The sequence below is a fragment of the Methylotuvimicrobium alcaliphilum 20Z genome (assembly GCF_000968535.2).
Classification (GTDB): domain Bacteria; phylum Pseudomonadota; class Gammaproteobacteria; order Methylococcales; family Methylomonadaceae; genus Methylotuvimicrobium; species Methylotuvimicrobium alcaliphilum.
Map to the genome: position 1 here is coordinate 3,232,619 of NC_016112.1, position 21,762 is coordinate 3,254,380.

The following is a 21,762-nucleotide window of genomic DNA, read 5'->3' on the forward strand; positions in this document are numbered from 1 at the left end:
ATGTGATGGGTTAGCGGTAATTGATTGAGAACACGCATTTTTGTTTTAAAAGGCGACTTCTTGATCGGGTACGCTTTTCAAAATACTCATGCCATTCGGTTTTTTGACCATTTGCAATTGGGCTTTGATGCGCTTTTGCACCGCTTCGACATGCGAGATCACGCCGACCTTTTTACCGTGCTTCTGCAAGCTTTCCAGGGTCGAGATCACGACATACAGGGTTTCGGCATCCAAGGTACCGAAGCCTTCGTCGAGAAATAGCGAGTCGACCGAACGCCCGTTACCGGCCAGTTCGGAAAGTCCCAGCGCCAAGGCTAAGCTCACGACAAAACTTTCGCCGCCGGACAAAGATTTCGGCAGTCGTCGAATGTTGTTTTGATACGTATCTTCGATCTCGAGCGCCAAGCCATGCTCGCTCGGCATTTGCCGTAAATAATAGCGGCCGCTGATTTTTTCAAGTACTTGATTGGCCTGGGCCAATAATTTATCGGCCATTTTAATTTGTACGCGCCGACGGAATACGGCGCCGTTTTCTTCGTCGATGCGTTTGACTTCCAGCAAGCATTCGTCGACTATTTCTTGCTGTGCAGTCAGTTTAGTCGACAATACGTCGAATTGTTGCCGCATCGCCAGATTTTTGCCAAGCATCGCTTCCAAGCGGGCGGCTTCTTGTCGGCTAATGTCGATTTTTTCGTCGATACCTCGTATGCGAAGGACGATATCTTCGACGGTCTGGGTGGTCAATGCCAACGCTTGTTCGGCCGCTATTTCGGCCTGGGTATTTTCAAGCCGGGTTGCAAGATCAGCCAATTCGCTTTGCAATACCGACATGCGCTGCTCAAGTTCCGTTCCACGCGCTATCAAATGCAGCAATTCGATGACTTCATCAACTCGCCAGGACTCGTATTTTGTGCCGACGAGCCTTTCCCGGAAAACTTCGCGCATTCGCGCCGCTTCTGCGGTCTGTTGGCCGATCAGTTTTTCCTTGTCTGCAATTAGTTTTTGTTTTTCGATCAATGCCAGATGCAAGCCGGCGGTTTCTTCTTGCTGCAGTTGCGTGCCGGCGGCGGCAATTTTTTCGGATAGTTGCGCAATTTTTCGATTGCTGACATCGATCTTTTCGGTAATCGCGGCGATTTCATCGGTCAGCCCCTTGCGGCGCAATTGATAGGTTTGATATTCCTGACGGCGTTGATTCAAGCGATCGTAAAAGGCATCTTCCTTTCCTTTGCCGGGCATTTTTTCGCCGACCAAGTCCAACTGATGCAACACCTTCGCGGTTAATTCCTGCTCGTCCTTGCGGCATTTTTCGAGGGTTTGTTCCAGTTCTTTCAGTTCTTGAGGACGGCTTTGCCACTCTTGATCGAGTTGCTTAGTATTTTCCTGCAAACGGCCGATCATCGCTTCGTGCCGAGCCATTAATTCTTTGATTTTGTCGATACGCCTGGCCTGCACGCGGTATTGTTGCGCCAGCTTGGTGATGTTTTTCAATTCGATCGTTTCAGTCTTCAAAAAGCGCTTGATCGCCCGCGAATTGTTGATTTCCATATCGTCGTTGACCGCATTCAGCCGATTACACAAGGTCAACCATTGCGAGCGGAGTAACTCGATGCGTTGACGTTTGGCCTTGCTGCCTTCAAGCCGTTTCTCGGTCAATTTGGCTTCTTGTTCGATACGCTCGGACGCCGCGACCAAGGCTTGGATTTTTGCGCGCTGGTCGGCCAGTGCGCGTTTGGAGTCGCCGATCTTCGGCGGCCGAATGACATACGGGTGATTCAGCGCGCCGCATAACGGACAAGGCTTGCCGTCTTCAAGATGGACTCGCTCGTCCGCCAATCTGGCAAGTATCGTCTCGTTCGCTACCGCTTTTTCGAGCGTTAGTCTGATATTGTCTTCGCGCATGATGTCGTCTTTGTACTGCGCCAATTCAGCTTGTAAGTCGTCCAGCGTTTTTTCTTCCTTCGCCTTGCCGAAGCCGAAGAAACTAAAACGTCCGCCGGTTAGGCGCGCATGTTCGCGGCTTAGGTTGTAGAGAGACTGAAAGTCGGCCAAACGCTCTTTTTGATCTTTTAAAAGCTCGTCGATTTCAGCCGCATCCCTACCCAGCGCCACACCTTCGAGTTTTTGCTCATTGATTTGCAGCTTAAGCTTAAGACGTCCGATGGTTTTTTGGGATTTCTGAATTCTAGCCTGATGACCGCTAAGCGAGGCGCCGGTCGCTTGTACCGATTTGGCGGAACGCTTATGTTGTTCGGTCAAAGACGCCAGTTCGGCTCGTAATTTTTTTAATTTTGCCGTTTCGGGAAAGTTTTCGAGCAAATTTTCATCGCGCGCGTTGAGTTCCAGCCATTCATCGACCGTAGCCAGAACACTCTGCTTTTGTTCGCGTTGGATTTCCAGTCCTCGCGTGACATCGGTTTCCAGATGCTTTTCTTGCGTGTGCTGCGAAATCCTGGCTTTTTGTGTTTCTATGGCCCGCTGCTGGTCTTCAATCGATTTAGTCGGCGCGGCACCAAGCGATTCGGGCGCTACGCCCGATAGCGCCAGTTTATCCTGCAGTCGCTTGAGTTCGCTCCGGTAAGCATTTAAGGTTTGCTTGCCTTGTTCGATTTCTTTTTCAAGCGTCTCGAGTTCGTCCGCGGCCTCTTTAAAAGCCAGGGCTTCCGGATTTTCGGCAATTCGGGTTAATTGTTGCTGAGTTTGTTCGGCTTGGGTCTGCGCTTTTTCTTGCTGCTGAGTTAACGCGATAATCCGTTTTTCCAGCGTTTCGATATTTTGCAACCAAACTTGCTGCTGCTTGAGTTCGTCGCGCTGTCCGCGAAACTCGCTTATTTGATCTTTGAAATCTGCCAAGTCGTGTTCGAAGGCTTCTTGTTTGGCCGGCTCGAGCATAGCCAATGCATCGATGTCTTGTTTAAGCGAAGCCAGTAACGCTTGTTCTTCATCGGCTTTGGTGATTACGGCGTTTTTGTAATCGGCGTAGATGTCGCTGCTGATGATTTTTTCGAGTATATCGAGGCGTTCGTTATCCAACGCATTCAAAAACGCTGCAAAGTCGCCTTGCGCGAGCATGATAGAGCGGGTGAAATTGCGGAAATTCATGCCGGTGATTTCGGCGATTTTTTGACATACCGCATTGGGCGTTTCGGCCAGCAATTGTTCGCGGTCGTCTTCGATTTTTATCAATAGCATTTGCGGCGATTGCAAACGGCCGTTCGGATCTTGCCGTTCGCGCTGTACTTTCCAAGTTGCGCGGTACAGGTTGTCGCCGACCGCAAAATCGACTTCGGAAAAGCTTTCCGCCGTGCGTTTGGTCATGACATGCACAGCCGGCCGATCGAAACGAAAAGTCTCCCCGTAGAGACCTAAGGTGATCGCATCGAGAATACTGGATTTACCCGACCCGTTCGGCCCTGTGATCGCGAATAAACCGGAATCGCTGAATGGCGCCTCCCTGAAATCGACCTGATTATCGCCTTCCAACGAATTGATATTTCTGAATTTTATTTTGAGTATTTTCATTGACGAAAGACTGGGACCGGCAAATGATTTTTCATCGGGCCATTATAGCGCCGTCGGTTTGATTTTTCTCATGTTTGAATCGATCGCGAGATTTAGGATACGGTAAAAAATAACTCCCCCTAATGATTCTCTCGTTCTGTGCTCGCCTTTGTTCATAAATTGTAGGGTACGCTCGCTGTGTGTACCGTGGGAATCCGTACCTTGGCTGTCGAAACTAGATCGGTATGCATTCCCACGCTGGAGCGGTGGGAACGAGGAAAAATAATTAGCCCTCGACATAATCCCGAATATTTTGATGGGACAATATGCTATTTTTATAGTCTATTAAAAAAATAACAATGCTTGAGGAAGCGCATCATGTTGAAACCATTTTTGCATCGGCTACTGACTTTTATCTTCAAGGTCGAACTTAAAGGCCTCGATAACTATCATAAAGCCGGCCCCCGCGTAATGATCATTTCCAATCACACCTCGTTTCTCGACCCATTATTGCTCGGTGTTTTTTTACCGGACGATATTACCTTCGCGATCAATACGCAAATATCCGAGCGCTGGTGGCTAAAACCGTTCTTGAAGTTGTCGAGAGTCTTTCCGATGGACCCGACCCATCCGATGTCGCTAAAAGAGCTAATCAATCATTTAAAGAGTCCAACTAAAACTGTGATTTTCCCCGAAGGCCGCATCACCGTTACCGGCTCGGTCATGAAGATATACGACGGCCCGGGCATGGTCGCCGACAAATCGCAGGCCACTGTTTTACCGGTGCGCATCAAGGGTGCCGAATACACGCATTTTTCTAAGTTGCGTAATATCGTAAGACTGCGCCTTTTCCCGAAAATTACGATACAAATTCTTCCGCCTACCACAATAAAAGCGCCTGACGACTTGCGAGGCCGCCGTCGCCGTCAATATTGCGGCCGGATTCTCGCCGACATCATGACCGACATGATGTTCGCGACAAGCCATTATCAGCAAAGTATTTTTGCCGCCTTGCTCGAAGCGCGCAGTATTCACGGCGGCAAACACACGGTTGCCGAGGATCTCGAACGCAAGCCGTTATCCTACGACCGATTGATCACGGCGACGTTGTGTCTGGGTCGCGTCTTGAAAAAAATCACCGTAACCGGAGAAAATGTCGGAGTCATGCTGCCGAATTCGACTAAAACGTTATGTACGATTTTAAGTCTTCAGCTTTACGGCCGCACGCCTGCTATGCTGAATTTCTCGACCGGTTCGGCCGGCATGCTTTCGGCCTGCTCCACAGCAAAAATTAAAACCGTGCTGACTTCGCGCCGCTTTATCGAGCTGGCAAAATTACAAGATGACGCCGATCGATTAAGCCAACAGGTCGATCTACTTTATCTCGAAGACTTAGCTCAGCAAATCACTCCGCTAAGTAAACTAGCGGGCTTGATCAAATGCAAAACTGCCAATATTTGGTATAGACACACTGAGTTCAGTTACGACAATCCTGCGGTAATTTTATTTACCTCCGGTTCGGAAGGCACACCGAAAGGTGTCGTGTTGTCGCATGCCAACATTCTAGCCAACCACAAGCAATTGGAGGCGAGGATCAATTTTAACGCGCAAGATGTCGTACTTAATTTTCTGCCGATGTTCCATTCGTTCGGCTTTACCGTCGGCACGATGCTGCCGATATTGAACGGCATGACTACGTTCTTTTATCCGTCGCCTTTGCATTATGCAATCGTTCCTGAGATGGCTTACGAACTCAATGCGACGATCATGTTCGGCACCAATACGTTTTTAGCCGCTTATGCGAAAAAAGCCCATGCCTACGATTTTTACAATATGCGCTATGTCGTGGCCGGCGCCGAAAAATTGCAGGATGGCACACGGCAAATTTGGTCGGAAAAGTTCGGCATTCGTATTCTCGAAGGTTACGGCGCCACCGAAACCGCTCCGGTCACTTCGGTCAATACGCCGATGGAATTTAAGGCCGGCACGGTAGGACGTTTCATGCCGAAAATGGAATACAAGCTAGAGCCGATACCGGGTATCGAGCAAGGTGGGCAATTGCATGTTAAAGGCCCTAATATCATGCAAGGTTATTTGCTGGCGAAAAACCCGGGACAACTGATGCCGCCTAAGTCGGTTTACGGCGAAGGCTGGTACGATACCGGCGATATCGTCGATGTCGACGATGAGGGTTTCATTACGATCAAAGGCCGCAGTAAACGCTTCGCCAAAATAGCCGGAGAAATGGTTTCGTTGACTGTCGTCGAACAGTTAGCCACCAAGGCTTGGCCGGATGCGCTTCATGCTGCAGTCACTCTACCCGACGAGAAAAAAGGCGAGCAGATTATTTTGCTGACCACGCAAAAATCGGCATCGGCACGCGATTTGGAAGCGGTCGCCGAAGGCGTCTCTAAAATTGTTCTACCGAAAAAGATAATGATTGTCGATAAGGTGCCGGTTTTGGCGAGCGGTAAGATCGATTATCCTGCGGCTACGGAGTTGGCTAAGAGCGGTTAGCGGTTAGCGGTTAGCGGTTAGCGGTTAGCGGTTAGCGGTTAGCGGTTAGCGGTTAGCGGTTAGCGGTTAGCGGTTAGCGGTTAGCGGTTAGCGGTTAGCGGTTAGCGGTTAGCGGTTAGCGGTTAGCGGTTAGCGGTTAGCGGTTAGCGGTTAGCGGAATTGTGAGGCATTTTATACGTTTGTCAAGTCTTAATTTCTGCTTTCTGCTTTCTGCTTTCTGCTTTCTGTTGCGGGGAGGGTTATTGAGCCCGTCCCGCAGAAGTGGCTACGACTGGCCACTGCTCGGACAGTTGGCTTCAGCAAGCTGAAGCATCTTGCTAATCAGGTTTCGCCTTACTTCGGCCATGGTTGAAACGTTTCGCACGGGTTGTAAACCCATACGCATCAAGCTAAGGATGTCGCTAAAATTAACTTACTGAATTGCCAAAGTTTCATTTAGGCCGCTTCCCCGAATATGCTGTTACCCAAGCCCCAGCTCTCATCGTTATACATAAGTCAAAAATTACCCTTTTGCAATCTTAACCAATGAGACCTCGATACCATTTATTGTCACTTCATATTAGCGGATCACCTAACGCTAGCCGAACCGCGTAGGGTACGCTGTGCGTACCATGGTAACCCCGCGATATTCATGTGCCAACCGAACCGCCAGGACACGGCTTTGGTACGCGCAGCGTACCCTACAATTTATGTATAACGATGAGAGCCCCAGCTTGGGTAACCTGTTCAGGAAGCTCTAGCTTCCCGACAATCAAGGAAGATTGAACAAGCAAGTCAGGTTTGATTGAGAATGTGCCGAGGTTGCGTCGGTCTCAGGAAGCTGGAGCTTCCGGGGTGTCTTTCCCAAGCTGGAGCTAGGGAAAGAGCGTGATGTGGGTTGGCCGTTTTTAGCTTTATGCGCACGGGTTGTAAACCCCGCCCTCTCAAAGAGATGAATACTTACTTCTAAGATGGCATTCGTCACGAACCTCTAGCGTCATGTGAAAAGGCTTTGAGCCTTATAATAAGGAACAAGGCATGTTCGGCGACTTATTTAAACTACGTTATTTAACTCATTGGTGAGGCATATGCCCTACCAATGAGTCATATCCCCCACTTTAATTTATCTAAGAAATCGGCTTCGAATAACAGGAACGCAAAACGGCGAATATTGATTTCCTCTAACAACTTAATTTAAGGAGATTTTTTAAATTATTACGCCTGGAAATGTTCCGCTATTAGATAATGGCATTTTTATTGCTTGCTTCATATTGTCTTAGCGCATTGGCACAGACTGTAATGAGTACAGTACGGTCGAGTTAACTTATTAAATAGCCGAGGTAAAGCAAACAAATTGAGGTTAATTGCCCAGCCTCCTATACCAAAGAGCCGGTTGATCGCTGAACCCGCTCTTTAATTTACAAAATAGGACCTGATTAGCAAGTATCTTCAGCTAAAGCCCAAAAACCAGCATATCCCTAGCAGGACGGGGTTTGCAACCCCGTCCTAAACGCTTTGACTTTGGCCGAAGTTAGCCGAAATGTTTAGGGCAAACCGAAACGTTGGGGACGGGTTAAATAACCCGTCCCGCAGAAGTGGCTACGACTGGTCACTGCTCGGACAATTGGCTTCAGCAAGCTGAAGCATCTTGCTAATCAAGAAATAGGAAGACAGATAAAATTGCAAACATTTAAATTCTATCAATCGGTTGCGCTGACCATTTTTGTTAATCGAAAATATGCCAATGCAAAAAAAACGCATGGCGATTATTAAAGCAATGGAGAAATAATGAAAAAAACAAATAAAGTAAAAGCCTTAACCTTTGCCGTGGCCACGATGGGAGCTCTAACCAGCTTACCTTCCCATGCCGCAACAACGCTTAATGGTGGTTTTAATTTTGAATTTACGCCAACTAATTCCTCTCACGTCATGAATATTAGGGCAGACTCTTGGTATAACTTGACCATGGGTTATCTAGGTTGGACTCATCATTCAAACTGGGGCTACATGAGACTAAGGAGAGGTCAACCTGTCACGATTACAGTCGATGCCACAGATATTGATGGCTTTCACCCTGGCGTGACGGTTTGGTATAGACGGCAAGGTAGAAGATTTGCTCCTATTGAATATGTCAATGCGCATTCTTATAGCCAGTCTCAGGATGTAATGGTTCAGAATGCCACTCTTGACGACGACCCGGTTAACCCGGTTAATCTTGGCCGAATTCATATGGAGTTTATTACCAATGCGTTCGATCGCGACGGCATGGGCGATATATTGGGTGAAACATACGACCAGTCGGCCATAAACAAGGTTTTAGATGGCGTACCCGGCAAGGTCAGCTTGACTTTCACACCGCCTAAAAACGGTTTTTATCAGTTCGTAGTCGGCGGTATCAATCCCGATGAAGATATCGACACATCCAAAGCCGTATCACAGCGCTATCCCGTAAGCGTTGAAGTCAGCTTTCCCGGTCGATAATATACATCCATCTTAACTGCCAGCTTGCACCGAATCTATTGCTTCTTTAGTTTCGTCTCTTAGGAACGAGCATGAAATAACTTCGACAAATACTGAAAGGGAGTTCGGTGGCTCGATTGACAGGCGTCGGCGGCAGGGCAGATTTTTGCTCCTCGGCAACTGCTCCTGCGTTGCCCTAATACACGCCATCCCTGGCGTAATGCAAAATCTGCATTCATGCCATCCATGGCAATCAGATTCCGCCGTCGAGGCTACATGGATGTATTCACGGCGACCTGCCAAGCGAGTCGCCGAACCACCACAATGCCTAAAACTTGTAGAAGTAAATTTGTGCATATTCCTTAGCTGCGAGGTTCACATCGTTAAGGGGAGGCAGATATCTGCCTCCCCCCCGCTTTTTTTTGGAAAATCATGTTTATTAGCGTTAAAAAAACCTTTGTCCGCAAATTCGTATTGTCGCTATGCCTGTTGACCGTTCTGTTGGGACATCCGAAATGGGCACTGGCGCATGGATTCGCCGAAGACCATTCTTTTGGTTTAGTGACATTGCCCGAAACCCCGGGCTTGATAGGCAGACGATCCTCAATTATCGTTGACCAAGAGGCAGCTATTCAGCTGGGCAAAGCCTTGTTCTGGGATGTCAATGTCGGTAGCGACGGCATTGCTTGTGCCAGTTGCCATTTTCATGCGGGCGCCGACCGGCGCACGCGTAATCAGATGAATAGCGGTCAGCGTCATACCGCGAATACTGAAAGCGCGAAACGTTTCGAGATTGGCGGACCGGATTATGAGCTTAAAGCCAGCGACTTTCCGTTTTTTCGTTTAAGCGATCCCGCCGACAAAAACTCGGAGATACTTTTTGCGACGGACGATGTGGCCGGTTCCTCCGGCGCTTTTACACGTTCATTTGAAAGTGTTCAAGAAACGGTTGACGGCATCGACCAATGCACTCCTCAAAACAGCGATATTTTCCACGCAAACGGTTTAAGCACTCGTCAAGTGACCAATCGCAATACGCCGACGGTCATCAATGCGGCCTTCAATTTTCGAAACTTCTGGGACGGGCGCGCCAACAATATTTTTAACGGCGTCTCGGGCTTTGGACATCGAGACCCCAACGCCAAGGTTTGGATAGCCAGAAACGACAAAAGAGCCCGACAAGTCAAGTTGTACCTAGAGCATGCTTCTCTCGCATCCCAGGCCGTCGAGCCGCCATTGGATATGATAGAAATGTCCTGCCAAGGACGGACCTTTTCCGAAATAGGCAAAAAATTAATTCGACGCCGTCCGCTCGAAACACAGCTTGTTCATGCCGAAGACAGTGTATTGGGTGTGGTGCGTCATGAATCCGGAAAGGGCTTGAATACCACTTATGGCGAATTGATCGAAAAAGCCTTCCATAGAAAATTCTGGCGGGCCAATGCGGATTTCGGCGTTTCGAATTCGGGCGAGCCTTATTCTCAGATCGAGGCCAATTTCGCCTTCTTTTTCGGCCTGGCGATTCAACTTTACGAAAATACGCTAATCTCCGATCAAGCACCTTTCGATCAGCCATTGGACGATGAAGGCTATCCTTACGGGTTTACCGCTCAACAAAAGCAGGGGCAAGATGTCTTTTTCGATGCGCATTGCCATAACTGCCATTCCGGGCCGACATTCTCGGCGGCGATCAACCCTCAAGCCTATTATCGTTCAGGCAGAAAACCGCGCTATCTCCGCGTAGTCGACAGGACTGTTTTAGGTGAGCAGACCAGTGGCGTGGGCATCGACAAAACATTAGTCGACATTGGGTTTTTCAACACCAGTGTGACACCGAATGACTACGATGTGGGGCTAGGCGGCAAGGATCCGTTCGGTAATCCGCTGTCCTTTTCGGAACAATATTTGGCGGTCTTGGCAAACGCCTCCAAGTCAATGGTCGACCCCATCAGGGTTGTTGCCTGTGATTTTGTTGAACCATTCGTCAGTGAATTGGAATTCGGCGACAGAGAAACGGTTCGCGATCGCCGTTTTGGACGCGGAGCGGTATGTCGCGGTAAAGCGCTAAGACAACTATCAAGAGTGCCGTCCCCTGCTGTCGTTGAGGCGGAAATGCGTAAACCCGGCAACGGCCGTGTCTCAACCTTGACTAAAGGCGCCTTCAAGGTGCCCACTCTAAGAAACGTCGAATTGACCGGGCCATACATGCATAATGGCGGCATGAAGTCGCTTGAGGAAGTCGTGGAGTTTTATAATCGTGGCGGAAATATACAAAATCGGCGTCATGCGGCCACCTTAGTATTCGACCAAGGTTTTACCGAAGAAGACAAAGCAAGCTTGGTCGCTTTTATGAAAACCTTGACCGATGAGCGGGTGCGCTGGGAAAAAGCGCCTTTCGATCACCCCGAACTTTGGGTCCCGCACGGACATGAGGAAGGAGTCGGCAGCCAGATCGATCCGGGTAGTTTGGCAGAAGACAAGTTTATTTATGTTCCGCCCGTAGGTCGGAATGGTCGCACGAGCGATCAGGGCCCTTTAAAGCCTTTTGATAGTTTTTTACAACCTTGAAGCGACTCGCTCCGGATTCGTAGTATTCCGTTAAAAATATACCTTTCGCACTTCAAATTTCGGTAGTGCCCGAGAAGGCACCGGGGTGTCCGACAAAGGCTTTGTCAACATGGAGCAGGCATAGAGCCTACATGGACATATTAACGGCGTCCTTTGACGGGCACCCCGGTGCCGAATTTTGATCTACGGTGGGTATAAACAAACGCACCAAGATTATTTGCGAAAGCTTAAAGACTCCAGAAGCCTACTCTCTTGATCGGTTATAATTTGTAATCCACTTTTCGATGACATATTGACCAAGGGCGCCTGGAAGCAATGAATACACAAAGCAGCACTATCGAACCGAATGCCCCTTCTATTCGTGTAGACTTCGACGCAACTTCTCCCGAATGGTACCTGAACCGCGAATTGACTTGGCTCGAGTTCAATAAACGCGTCTTGCACGAAGCCGAGGACGAGCGAACGCCGCTACTGGAAAGAGTCAAATTTATCGCGATCGTCAGCTCCAATCTGGACGAATTTTTCATGAAGCGCATCGGCGGACTCAAACAACAACTCGGCGCCGGCATCACCGAATTAAGCGTGGACGGTCGCAGCCCCCAACAACAAATCACCGAATGCTACGCGGTCGTACGCGAAATCGAAGCGAAAAAACAGCAACTGTTCGTCGAATTAATGCAGCATCTCGAGTCGCAAGACATCCGTATCCTTCCTTTCACCGAATTAACGCGCACTCAACAAAAACAAATGCGCGATTACTATATCCAGAATATTTTCCCGCTAGTGACGCCTCAGGCGATCGATCCGGCGCATCCGTTTCCGTTCATTTCGAACCTGGCTTTGAACCTGCTAGCCGGGGTCTATTGCACAGACCCCGAACTCGTCACGCTCGTCAGGATCAAAGTCCCGGTCGGCCCCAGACTGCCGCGTTTCATTCAGGTCGGCGACGAGTTTGTTTATGTTGCGCTGGGCGATTTAATCGCGAACAATTTAGATTTACTGTTTCCGGGCATGAATATTGCTTTTGCGGATTTATTCCGCGTGACGCGCAACGCCATCACCGAAAAGGACGAGGACCAGGCCGACGACTTACTACAAATGATCGAATCGGAATTGCGCGAACGCAAATTCGCCTCGGTCGTTAGACTCGAAGTCGCCTCAACGATGGGCAAGTTGCAACGCGGCATGCTGGCCGCCGAACTTAATCTGAACGAGCATGATGTATTCGTTGTCGACCAGCGCTTGGCGATGTCCGATTTATTTCAAATCGCCGCGATCGACCGGCCGGACTTGCTCGACGCCCCGCATCACCCCTGCGATCACCCTAAATTAGCCGGCGCGCCGAATATTTTCCATGCCATTCGCGAACAAGAGACGATACTGCTGCAACACCCCTATGAGTCTTTCGTGACGACGGTCGAACGCTTCGTCAAGGAAGCTAGCCGCGACCCGAATGTTCGGGCCATTAAAATGACGCTATACCGCACTTCGGCCGGCACCAAAATCGTCCAATATTTGATTGACGCCGCATTAAACGGCAAACAGGTTACCGTATCGGTGGAGTTGAAAGCGCGTTTCGATGAATCGGCCAATATCCAATGGGCACAACGCATGGAGCGCTCAGGGATTCATGTCACTTATGGCGTGGTCGGACTCAAAACGCACAGTAAAGTGGTTTATGTCGTTCGCCAGGACTATAACGGTCTACGCCGATACGCGCATATCGGCACAGGAAATTATCACGCCGGAACCGCCAGGCTCTATACCGACCTCGGCATTTTGACCTGCGACCAAGACATCGGCAAAGACCTTACCGAATTATTCAATTATATGACGACGGGCCTGGTTCCGAAGCGCCAATACAATTGTCTACTCACCTCGCCGAAATACCTAAAACCCGCTTTAATCGAAAAAATCGAACGCGAAATCGCCAAACATTCGCCAAAAACACCCGGTTTGATTCAATTCAAGATGAATGCCTTAGAAGATGTCGATATCACGGCCGCGCTTTATCGGGCCGCTCAAGCCGGCGTCAAAATCGATTTGATCGTCCGCGATACCTGCCGACTGCGACCCGGCATTCCGGGAATCTCCGATTCGGTACGCGTCATCAGCATTGTCGGCCGTTTTCTTGAGCATTCGCGGATTTTTTATTTCCAAAACGGCGGCGACGAAGAATATTTCATCGGCTCGGCCGACTGCATGAAACGCAACCTGGAAAGCCGCGTAGAAGTCGTCACACCGATCAGAAAACCCGAATTACAAGCCGAGCTACGAGAAGTATTGAACGTACAATTAAATAATCAAAGAAGCGTTTGGGAGATGCAGTCCGACGGCAGCTATGTTCAGCGCCAACCGAAAAATGAACAGGACGCCGTTGGAGCCCAAGAAACGCTGATTAACTTAGCCCAGACACGCCTTAAACAAGCCGGCTCTGAAAAAAAACTCAAGAAATCGAAAAAAAGCCGATCCGGATCGCGCCCTGGATAAGTAACGATAATCCAATACCTTTAATCCTAAAAAGAGCAGTTGACATGTGTTGTAGACCGTTCGTGCTGAGCCAATTCGAAGCATGAAGGGTCTACAACACTTTCACCGTCTTGGTGGAGCCTCAACTGCTCTTTTTAGGTTAATCTTACGGGCAACAACCATAATTTGCCCTACAGCATTGGAAATCCATAGCCGACGTTAACGCCAAGCACACCGGCGGTAATGGAACACCTTGTTAGCTCCAACCTGACCGAGCAAACATCGCCTTCAGTATAAATCCTGCTGAAACCCCACAAACACCTCCCGAATGCGCTTTACCTCGCCCAGTTCGTTAACGGCATCGTGGAGGCTGTGGTATTTCAGCTCGATCAACTGCGGCAGTTTTTCCAGATCCAATTCACCGACACCGCGTTCAACATAGTGGCCGAGCACAAACTGTAGAAACTCCCGTTGCGGATAATCCGGGTAATGGTTAAAGATAGTCGCGCGATGCGATTCGACACGCTCGGCGCGGCTGAGCGGCGGCTGATTAAACGCAATATAGGCGAGCACATCATAGAGATCGCTTTTCTCGGCATGGATCATGTTGCCGATTTCCCGCAACTGCTCCATGCCGTAGCCACGTTCTTGCAGCCCTTCAAGCAGTTTCTTGCGGGTTTGTGGCTGGCCCCAAAGTCTGCGCAGTTCATCTTCGTTTTTGAATAATTCCGGCAGTTGGCCAAACAGGCGCTCGACAAATTGCGCGGCTGACAGGGGTTTTCCATCCGGCCCCCAGAAGCTGGTGGAACTCATGTATTGAATCAATCGTTCTTTGCCATCGGCCAGCTTGATCTTCACTTTAACCGTCTTCTTACAAATACAAGGAAATTCACCGCAATAAGGACAAAATTCCGGCTCCGGCCGATTGCACTCACACGGGGTCCGTCCGCATATTTTGCAGGGCTCGGGGGGTGTTACCGCGCAGGTACAGGGAATATTGCCGCAGCGTTTGCAGACTTCCGGTTCCAACGGCTCGCCGTCCCATTCCGGGTCATTGAAGTGCTCATAAGCCTTTACAAAATCATAAAGGGTGAAATAGTCCTTGCCGTCAAACAGGCGCGTGCCGCGACCGATAATCTGCTTGAACTCGATCATCGAGTTTATCGGGCGCAACAGTACAATATTGCGGATATTGCGCGCATCCACCCCGGTAGAGAGCTTCTGCGATGTCGTCAGAATGGTGGGAACGGTTTTTTCATTATCCTGAAACAGGCGCAGAAAACGCTCGCCCTCGGCGCCGTCATTGGCGGTTACCCGCACGCAGTAATTCGGATCGCTACTGGTTTTATACTGGTTAATCAAATCCCGCACGGCCAGGGCATGTTCCTGGGTGGCGCAGAACACCAGCGTCTTCTGGTTCGGGTCAATCATGTCCATAAACAGTTTCACCCGGTAGGCTTCGCGCTCTTTAATCTCGATTACCCGATTAAAGTCATCTTCGGTATAGCGCCGGCCTTCTTCTATTTCGCCTTCAATGAGGGTGTCATCCGGTGTGTACACATAATCATCCAGCGTGGTGGCAATCTGCTGGACCCGAAACGGGGTAAGGAAACCGTCGTTAATGCCCTGTTTCAATGAATAGACATACACCGGCTCGCCAAAATAGGCATAGGTATCGGCATTGTGTTTGCGTTTGGGCGTGGCGGTTAAACCCAACTGCACGGCGGGCGAGAAATACTCCAGAATGCCGCGCCAGTTGCTCTCGTCATTGGCACCGCCACGGTGACATTCATCGATAATAATCAAATCAAAGAAGTCCGGCGGATACTCGCCAAAACTGGGCAGCGAATTGCCTTGGCTATCCTGGCCCGACATAAAGGTCTGGAAAATGGTAAAAAAGAGGCTACCGTTTTTCGGCACCTGGCCTTTCTTGCGGATGGTTTCCGGATCAATGCGGACCAGCGCATCTTCCGGAAAGGCGGAAAAGCTGTTGTAGGCCTGATCGGCCAGAATATTGCGATCCGCCAGAAACAGAATACGCGGCCGTCGATTGGGTTCTCTGCTTAAATTCCAGCGGCTGTGAAACAGTTTCCAGGCCAGTTGAAAGGCAATCGCGGTTTTACCGGTGCCGGTAGCCAGCGTCAGTAATATGCGTTGCTCGCCTTCGGCGATGGCTTCCAGGGCGTTATTGATCGCATTGTGCTGGTAATAACGCGGCTGCCAGAAACCGCCCTTGTCTTCAAACGGCACTTCGCCGAAACGCTCACGCCAGGGGTTCGGTTTGGCGAAGGTTAGCGCCCATAACTCATCAGGCGTGGGGTAGCGATCGACATAGCCTTCCTTGCCTGTGTGCATGTCAATCTGATAAATGCCGACGCCATTAGTGGAATAGGTAAAACGGGTTTGCAGGCGCTCAGCATAGCGCTTAGCCTGTGCCACGCCTTCGGTATCTGGCAGGCTTTGCTTTTTCGCCTCGATAACGCCCAGCTTCTGGCCTTTATAAAACAGCACATAATCGGTAATATCCTGCTTGCCGCGTTTGCCCGCACCCTGCAAGCGCCCCAAGGTAATCACCTCACGCCGCACCCGACTGCCGTCCACCACGCCCCAGCCGGCGGCTTTTAACGCGGGGTCGATCAGTTCGGAGCGCGTCTCTGCTTCATTTAGGCCAACTTCGATCATGAGGTGTTTTCCTATCCTTTTCTTGTTTGCCCACAGCAACTCACTGCCATTAAATTAAGCCCTTGCCCCGTCATTCCGCCAGGGATTGGCGGAATCCAGTGCCACGGAGGGCAGGATTTTGAAGCCTCTTCAACACATAGGAGAAAATCGTAGCCAAGCCCCTCTCTCTTCTCTTCATACTCCCTTTGGATTGAATAACCGTCTAAGAATAAAAGGTATAGGATGTGTCTATCGAGGACCGCCGTGAACCCATCCCTGGGGGCTTGACGGCAGCAATCCCTGCTGCCGACATCCTCGCTAGCCACACCCCATACCTTCTTCATAAAGTTGGACTCTTTATCTAATTTTTCGATATGCAAAACTCCGTTCTGGCAATGCCGGTTCCGGAGAGGGTGCGGTTGCTCGATCGACAGGCGTCGGCGGCAGGGACAGCCGCCGTCGAGCCTACATGGACGTATTCACGGCGTCCTGTCGGGCGAGTGACCGCACCCTCCCAACTAGAGAACTTTCATTTGCCGGGGCGATGGCCAGACCTTCATGAACGTGACTTTGAAAGTATTCGCGCTTTAACACTTGACCACGGAGAACCTGTATCTTGGTCGATTTCGAACGATTTCAATCGCCGGTCTAGCTCCTGCTTCTGGGACTCAGTGAGTTCAATTTTCGCATCTTCCGCGATTACGCTGTCCCACAAAGCTTCGGCTAGAATAATTCGCTCAGATATTGTAAGTGACTGTATTTCCAAAGTATTTACCTCAGACAGAAAATATATTGCATGATTTTATCACAAGTCAGCGCTGAGACTGCTAGGCAATAAGAACATAACGTTGGGGTTAACCGGCACCGGACTCACCCCGCTTTGGCGTATCCGGCACGAGGGTGATCGGGATCGGGACTTTTAATCAAACCGGCATCAAGTGCTTTTTTGATGACAAGCGAAGTTTTAGAAGCATTTACTAGCAGTGTCATTTGCGGCAGTTGTTGCAACAGCTGAGGAACGCAGCAATGAGCCGGCCAGGTGCAGCGACTTGATCGGCATTTCTATGTAATCTCATAAATAACGGAACGATATTTTGGAGGAGGAATTTGCTTTCCGTTTGCTTTTGCAGCGGCTAACCAATTCTCTTTGGCTACCAACACTTCTGCCAAGGCTTGAGCCGGTGTTTCAGCAAAAGCTGAGCACGCCTTAAGATCCGGAATATCAGCGATATATCCCTCGTCATCTTCGCTATAAAAGATATTGATATGATAGTCTTTCATCATTCCTCTCCCATTTGGAGGTTATGTGCTTTAATCAATTGCAGCATCTGTTTAATTTGGTAAGGTTTTGCTTTCCCTTTGACATTTTGAAGATTCAGTTGTCTCGTTCCCAAGTTCTACTTGGGAATGCTTATCTTTAAGCTCTGCTTATCGTTCGTCAAGCAGAGCTTGACGGTAGACACTCCCAAACTAGAGTTTGGGAGCGAGCAGTCCCCACAGATTCGCAAATTTCTCTAGGAATTACAATCTGATACTTCGGAGAAACAATTACAACAGTCATGTCACCGCCTCATCTATGAGTTTGTCAGGTTTTGAGGTTAATTCGCCGGAGAAGGCTTTTTGTAGTAGGGACTGTTTGAGTTCAGATAATGATGCGAGTTTTTGTTGGTAGATCACTTGAAGCCGCTGTATCGATGTGAATAGCTCATACAAATTTGCAACGACCTTACTTTGTTCATTTAAACTCGGAAACGGGAATAATTCATTCTCAAAAGTAGCAAGATTAATATTATCCTGTGCGCTACCTTTACCCTTTGCTTTTATTCTTGCCTTTACGGACTGAAGGAGATATTCCACATAATTATTCGATGTCTGTTTACTATCGACCACCATTCCGATAATACTGTCCGGAAAACATGCATCAAAATCCAGTATTCCAGTCTCTGCAATATTAGCAGCTATCGTTATACAGATTGTGCCTTTAGGCCAAAGTTTACTCTGAGCCAACCCAGCTTCGTTATAAGTTTGTGTGCTATTTTTGATCAAATGCTTGCAGTTTCGGACATCTCCCGTCTGAATAAACCTATAGGGCCCACCATACAACTTTGGGTCATTTCTTGGTCGATGCTTTGACTTTCCTCGTCCAAAATCGACACACACTTGTTTCAGAGTTTTATCGACCCACCCCTCACCCCGCTGGGTAAAAACAGAATTCAAATAACTTTCAAACAACTCACGGGCATTGGCGAGGTTTTTTTCGGTGTTGGCTATCGCGGTGTCGATGCCGGCAAAGGCTTCATCGAGAATCGCGACGATGCGTTTCTGTTCTTCTACCGGCGGCAAAGGTATTTGGAAATCCTTTATCTGCTTTGTACTCAAGTTTGGCTGTGCAGAACCAGCTGAAATTTTTAAACTCTCTTCTGATTTTGTGAGTAGAAAATAAAACAGATACTGCTTATCCAGCTTTTTAGTTGGCCTAAACAAACCCACTCGTTGATTAAGTAGGTAGCGAGCACCTGTTTTAAGGAAACCAATTTTTCCTGTTGTCCCACCAGACATTGCAATCAACAAGTCACCTTGGTTCACATAGTATTTTGAGAGATTTTCAGAATAATCATTTTCATCAACATAAACAGGACGATTATCTGATACCTCCTCACCTTGAATGCTTGATATCCTTAGAACGGGAGTTCCACCCTCCTTAAATGATTTACTTTTAAAAGCGAATCCGTTTTGAAGATCACAAACGTCCCCCAAGTTAACCGTAGGCCACCCCATATTCATAACATCCCCCGAATCCCTTCCAGTATCTCCACGCTCTCCGCATCCAGCGTTTCGATCTCGTTGATGATCACTTCCGGATCGCGCAGCGGATCTTCTTCCACTTTATTGGGATTCTTCACCGACAGGTCAAAGCTGGCCGGGTCGATGTCCTTAATACTCACGCTCCAGGACTCATCCGAATCGGCAAAAGTTTTTTGCAGTTGCACAAACTCTTTCAGGTCGTTGTCGTTGAGCGGATTGGTCTTGCCCAGGCTGCGGCCGGGGTCGAGGTGGTAATACCAGATATTGCGGGTCGGTGCGCCTTTCTCGAAAAACAGCACCACGGTTTTTACGCCCGCGCCGAGAAAGGTTCCACCGGGACAGTCGAGAATGCTGTGCAGGTTGCAGTTTTCCAGCAATTCCTGACGCAGCGCTTTGGAGGCGTTGTCGGAATTGGAGAGAAAGGTGTTTTTAATCACCACCGCCGCACGGCCACCGGCTTTGAGGTTCTTGATGAAGTGCTGCAGAAACAGAAAGGCGGTTTCGCCGGTTTTGATGGGGAAGTTCTGCTGTACTTCTTTGCGCTCTTTGCCGCCAAAGGGCGGATTGGCCAGAATCACGTCAAACCGGTCTTTTTCCTGAATATCGCTGATATTCTCGGCCAGGGTGTTGGTGTGAATAATATTCGGCGCTTCGATGCCATGCAGAATCATGTTCATAATGGCAATCACATAGGCCAGGCTTTTCTTTTCCTTGCCGTAGAAGGTAGTGGTTTGCAGCGTGTTGAGCTGGCCGGTGCTGAGATTGGCACCCTTGCCGCCTTCATTACTCTTACCGCTGCCCTCAGCCTCAAATCCGCCATAACGCAGGTAGTCGTAGGCTTCGCAGAGAAAGCCCGCCGAACCGCAGGCGCCATCGTAAATGCGTTCGCCGATTTTGGGGTTAATCACCTGAATCATGGCGCGAATCAGTGGCCGTGGCGTGTAATACTCGCCGCCATTGCGCCCGGCATTGCCCATGTTCTTGATCTTGGCTTCGTAGATATGCGACAGCTCGTGTTTTTCTTTCTGTGAGCGAAAGCGGAGCGCGTCGATATATTCCAGCGCATCGCGCAGCGAGTAGCCGCTGGTGAAGCGGTTTTTGATCTCGGCGAAGATTTCACCGATCTTGTATTCGATGGTAGCCGGGCCGCTGGCGCGTTGCTTGAAGCCTTGCAGATAAGGAAACAGATCGCGATTGACGAAATCGATCAGGTCATCACCGGTCAGGGCGTTATTGTGGTCGAAATTGCCTTTGCCGTCCTTGGGTGCCGCCCAGCTGGACCAGCGGTGCGGCGCATCGATAATGAATTCGTAGCTTTTGCCCTGTAGCTCGGCCTGCATGGCCTTGTCCTGCTCCAGATCGTCCAGGTATTTGAGAAACAGCATCCACGAGGTCTGTTCGGTGTAATCCAGCTCAGTGGTACAACCGGCCTCTTTCCAGAGTACATCGTCGATATTTTTGAAGGTTTGTTCGAACATTCGGATCCCTGTTGTTATTTTGGTTTGTCTTGCCGGGTTGTGAGGCTGTAGAGCTAACGCCGCATTAAGGGGCAGACAACGCATACCACCTTCTGCGGGACGGGTTATTTAACCCGTCCCCAACGTTTCGGTTTGCCCTAAACATTTCGGCTTACTTCGGCCAAAGTCGAAACGTTTAGGACGGGGCTGCAAACCCCGTCCTGCTAGGAGTACATCGTGGATATTTTTGAAGGTTTGTTCGAACATTGGGTCCCTGTTTTTATTTTGGTTTGTCTTGCCGGGTTGTGAGGCTGTAGTGCCATGCGTTGGCTATCCCTCTTAAATTCTTTGTTTTGTTCGTAACCTATTGGCTGAAAAGCTGTTCTACCGTTTTCATCGGTAAGAACATACGGATGCGTCCATTGTGTCCACACAAAACCTCGAAGCCGAACTTCGCATAAAAGGCTTGTGCTGAATCGGTCAAGCAGTCGACAACAATTGCATAGGCTCTCATGTAATGGTTCACATCCCACAAGTATTTCAACGCGCGAATAAGGCAAACTTTACCAAGTCCCGCACCATGAAACTCTTTATGCACCGCTAATTGTGCAAGCAAGAAAACAGGTACCGGATATTTAGGAAGTTTTTTAGCAAGTTGTGCCGGCAGCGTCTCACGACTAATTGAACTTGGAGCAACGCTATAAAATGCGCAAATGGCAAACTGTTGGTTTAATAATGGGTGGGCACTTGGCAAAACCATTGTGCGGCTGATCCCCGCTTCCATATGCCTTGCTGCTTGAGTTTTGATAAACGTGTTTAGCTCTTGCACGCCACAATCAAACGAGTTGCGATCATGTTTTGATTTACTGAGTTCTAGGAACTCTTTGCCCCAACTCACTCAATGCCGCTCTCTTCTGCAAATTTAGCAGCATCTAGTAGAGCTCGGTTGGGCGCTTTTGCTTTATCACACGCTGCAATAAATTCATCAAACACACTGTCTCTGACTGTAATACTTTCATGTTTTTCTATAACATGAGTTGCGTCTTCGTTTATTAGCCTAACAACGTACTCTGTTAGGCTTTTTAACCCAAGCAAAGCTGAAGCTTTTTCCGCTTTAGCCTTGATTTCTTCGTCAAGTCGAATATCTAAACGAGCTGTAGCCATAATACCTCCCATGTACGGAACAATTCCGTAATTATTGGCAATTGTAGACCCTATTTCAGACACATTCAATCTGTACGGACATCTGACGGAATACGATAAAACATAACGTCACACTCACCGGCTTGTCCGGTCAAGCTTTCTCAATTCTTTGGGAAAGTATCGAGTTGAACTTGCAAGAGCG

At 49.0% G+C, this 21,762-nt stretch carries 12 protein-coding genes; 4 read left to right on the forward strand and 8 right to left on the reverse strand.

Annotated elements, in window-relative coordinates; genetic code table 11:
• Positions 1-45: 45 nt before the first annotated feature.
• Positions 46-3,522 carry an SbcC/MukB-like Walker B domain-containing protein gene (locus tag MEALZ_RS13740; protein WP_014149259.1) on the reverse strand — a complete coding sequence of 1,159 codons (3,477 nt, stop codon included), beginning with the start codon at positions 3,520-3,522 and terminating at the stop codon, positions 46-48.
• Positions 3,523-3,879: 357 nt separating this feature from the next.
• On the opposite strand from MEALZ_RS13740, the gene MEALZ_RS13745 reads away from it, so the two are divergent.
• The 4 genes from MEALZ_RS13745 to ppk1 all read left to right on the forward strand — a co-directional run bounded on the left by MEALZ_RS13745 (position 3,880) and on the right by ppk1 (position 13,515).
• Entirely contained in the window at positions 3,880-6,018 is a 2,139-nt protein-coding gene (locus MEALZ_RS13745) for an AMP-binding protein (protein ID WP_014149260.1), read from the forward strand.
• A 1,767-nt stretch (positions 6,019-7,785) separates the two neighbouring features.
• Positions 7,786-8,478 carry a copper(I)-binding protein CorA gene (corA, locus tag MEALZ_RS13750; RefSeq protein WP_014149261.1) on the forward strand — a complete coding sequence of 231 codons (693 nt, stop codon included), beginning with the start codon at positions 7,786-7,788 and terminating at the stop codon, positions 8,476-8,478.
• Between the two features lie 411 nt (positions 8,479-8,889).
• On the forward strand, positions 8,890-11,025 hold the full coding sequence (locus MEALZ_RS13755; protein ID WP_014149262.1) for a cytochrome-c peroxidase: 2,136 nt from the start codon (positions 8,890-8,892) through the stop codon (positions 11,023-11,025).
• 315 nt (positions 11,026-11,340) lie between these two features.
• Complete coding sequence (gene ppk1, locus MEALZ_RS13760; RefSeq protein WP_014149263.1) at positions 11,341-13,515, forward strand: polyphosphate kinase 1; 2,175 nt, start codon at positions 11,341-11,343, stop codon at positions 13,513-13,515.
• Positions 13,516-13,782: 267 nt separating this feature from the next.
• Here the strand turns inward: ppk1 and hsdR are convergent, their stop codons facing one another.
• From hsdR to MEALZ_RS13795, 7 genes are all read right to left on the reverse strand, one after another.
• The gene (gene hsdR, locus MEALZ_RS13765; protein WP_014149264.1) at positions 13,783-16,176 is read right to left on the reverse strand and encodes an EcoAI/FtnUII family type I restriction enzme subunit R; all 2,394 of its coding nucleotides are present in this window, start codon (positions 16,174-16,176) and stop codon (positions 13,783-13,785) included.
• 535 nt (positions 16,177-16,711) lie between these two features.
• The gene (locus MEALZ_RS22115; protein ID WP_014149265.1) at positions 16,712-16,921 is read right to left on the reverse strand and encodes an addiction module protein; all 210 of its coding nucleotides are present in this window, start codon (positions 16,919-16,921) and stop codon (positions 16,712-16,714) included.
• A 296-nt stretch (positions 16,922-17,217) separates the two neighbouring features.
• On the reverse strand, positions 17,218-17,439 hold the full coding sequence (locus MEALZ_RS13775; RefSeq protein WP_223842309.1) for a type II toxin-antitoxin system HicB family antitoxin: 222 nt from the start codon (positions 17,437-17,439) through the stop codon (positions 17,218-17,220).
• A 273-nt stretch (positions 17,440-17,712) separates the two neighbouring features.
• Entirely contained in the window at positions 17,713-18,939 is a 1,227-nt protein-coding gene (locus tag MEALZ_RS13780; RefSeq protein WP_014149267.1) for a restriction endonuclease subunit S, read from the reverse strand.
• A complete protein-coding gene (locus MEALZ_RS13785) occupies positions 18,936-20,438 on the reverse strand; it encodes a class I SAM-dependent DNA methyltransferase (RefSeq protein WP_014149268.1) in 1,503 nt (500 codons plus the stop codon). The genes MEALZ_RS13780 and MEALZ_RS13785 overlap by 4 nt, the downstream gene beginning before the upstream one ends.
• A 343-nt stretch (positions 20,439-20,781) precedes the next feature.
• Positions 20,782-21,315 carry a GNAT family N-acetyltransferase gene (locus MEALZ_RS13790; protein WP_014149269.1) on the reverse strand — a complete coding sequence of 178 codons (534 nt, stop codon included), beginning with the start codon at positions 21,313-21,315 and terminating at the stop codon, positions 20,782-20,784.
• Positions 21,312-21,581, reverse strand: coding sequence for a type II toxin-antitoxin system TacA family antitoxin (locus tag MEALZ_RS13795; protein ID WP_014149270.1), 270 nt, complete (start codon positions 21,579-21,581; stop codon positions 21,312-21,314). Before MEALZ_RS13795 ends, MEALZ_RS13790 begins: the two co-directional genes overlap by 4 nt.
• Positions 21,582-21,762: the final 181 nt, after the last annotated feature.

Excerpts from the sequence above, each read along its gene's own strand:
- hsdR (WP_014149264.1), bottom strand. The coding sequence starts at position 16,176 with ATGATCGAAGTTGGCCTAAATGAAGCAGAGACGCGCTCCGAACTGATC.
- MEALZ_RS13780 (WP_014149267.1), bottom strand. The coding sequence starts at position 18,939 with ATGAATATGGGGTGGCCTACGGTTAACTTGGGGGACGTTTGTGATCTT.
- MEALZ_RS13755 (WP_014149262.1), top strand. The coding sequence starts at position 8,890 with ATGTTTATTAGCGTTAAAAAAACCTTTGTCCGCAAATTCGTATTGTCG.
- MEALZ_RS13775 (WP_223842309.1), bottom strand. The coding sequence starts at position 17,439 with ATGATGAAAGACTATCATATCAATATCTTTTATAGCGAAGATGACGAG.
- corA (WP_014149261.1), top strand. The coding sequence starts at position 7,786 with ATGAAAAAAACAAATAAAGTAAAAGCCTTAACCTTTGCCGTGGCCACG.
- MEALZ_RS13785 (WP_014149268.1), bottom strand. The coding sequence starts at position 20,438 with ATGTTCGAACAAACCTTCAAAAATATCGACGATGTACTCTGGAAAGAG.
- MEALZ_RS13795 (WP_014149270.1), bottom strand. The coding sequence starts at position 21,581 with ATGGCTACAGCTCGTTTAGATATTCGACTTGACGAAGAAATCAAGGCT.
- ppk1 (WP_014149263.1), top strand. The coding sequence starts at position 11,341 with ATGAATACACAAAGCAGCACTATCGAACCGAATGCCCCTTCTATTCGT.
- MEALZ_RS13745 (WP_014149260.1), top strand. The coding sequence starts at position 3,880 with ATGTTGAAACCATTTTTGCATCGGCTACTGACTTTTATCTTCAAGGTC.
- MEALZ_RS13740 (WP_014149259.1), bottom strand. The coding sequence starts at position 3,522 with ATGAAAATACTCAAAATAAAATTCAGAAATATCAATTCGTTGGAAGGC.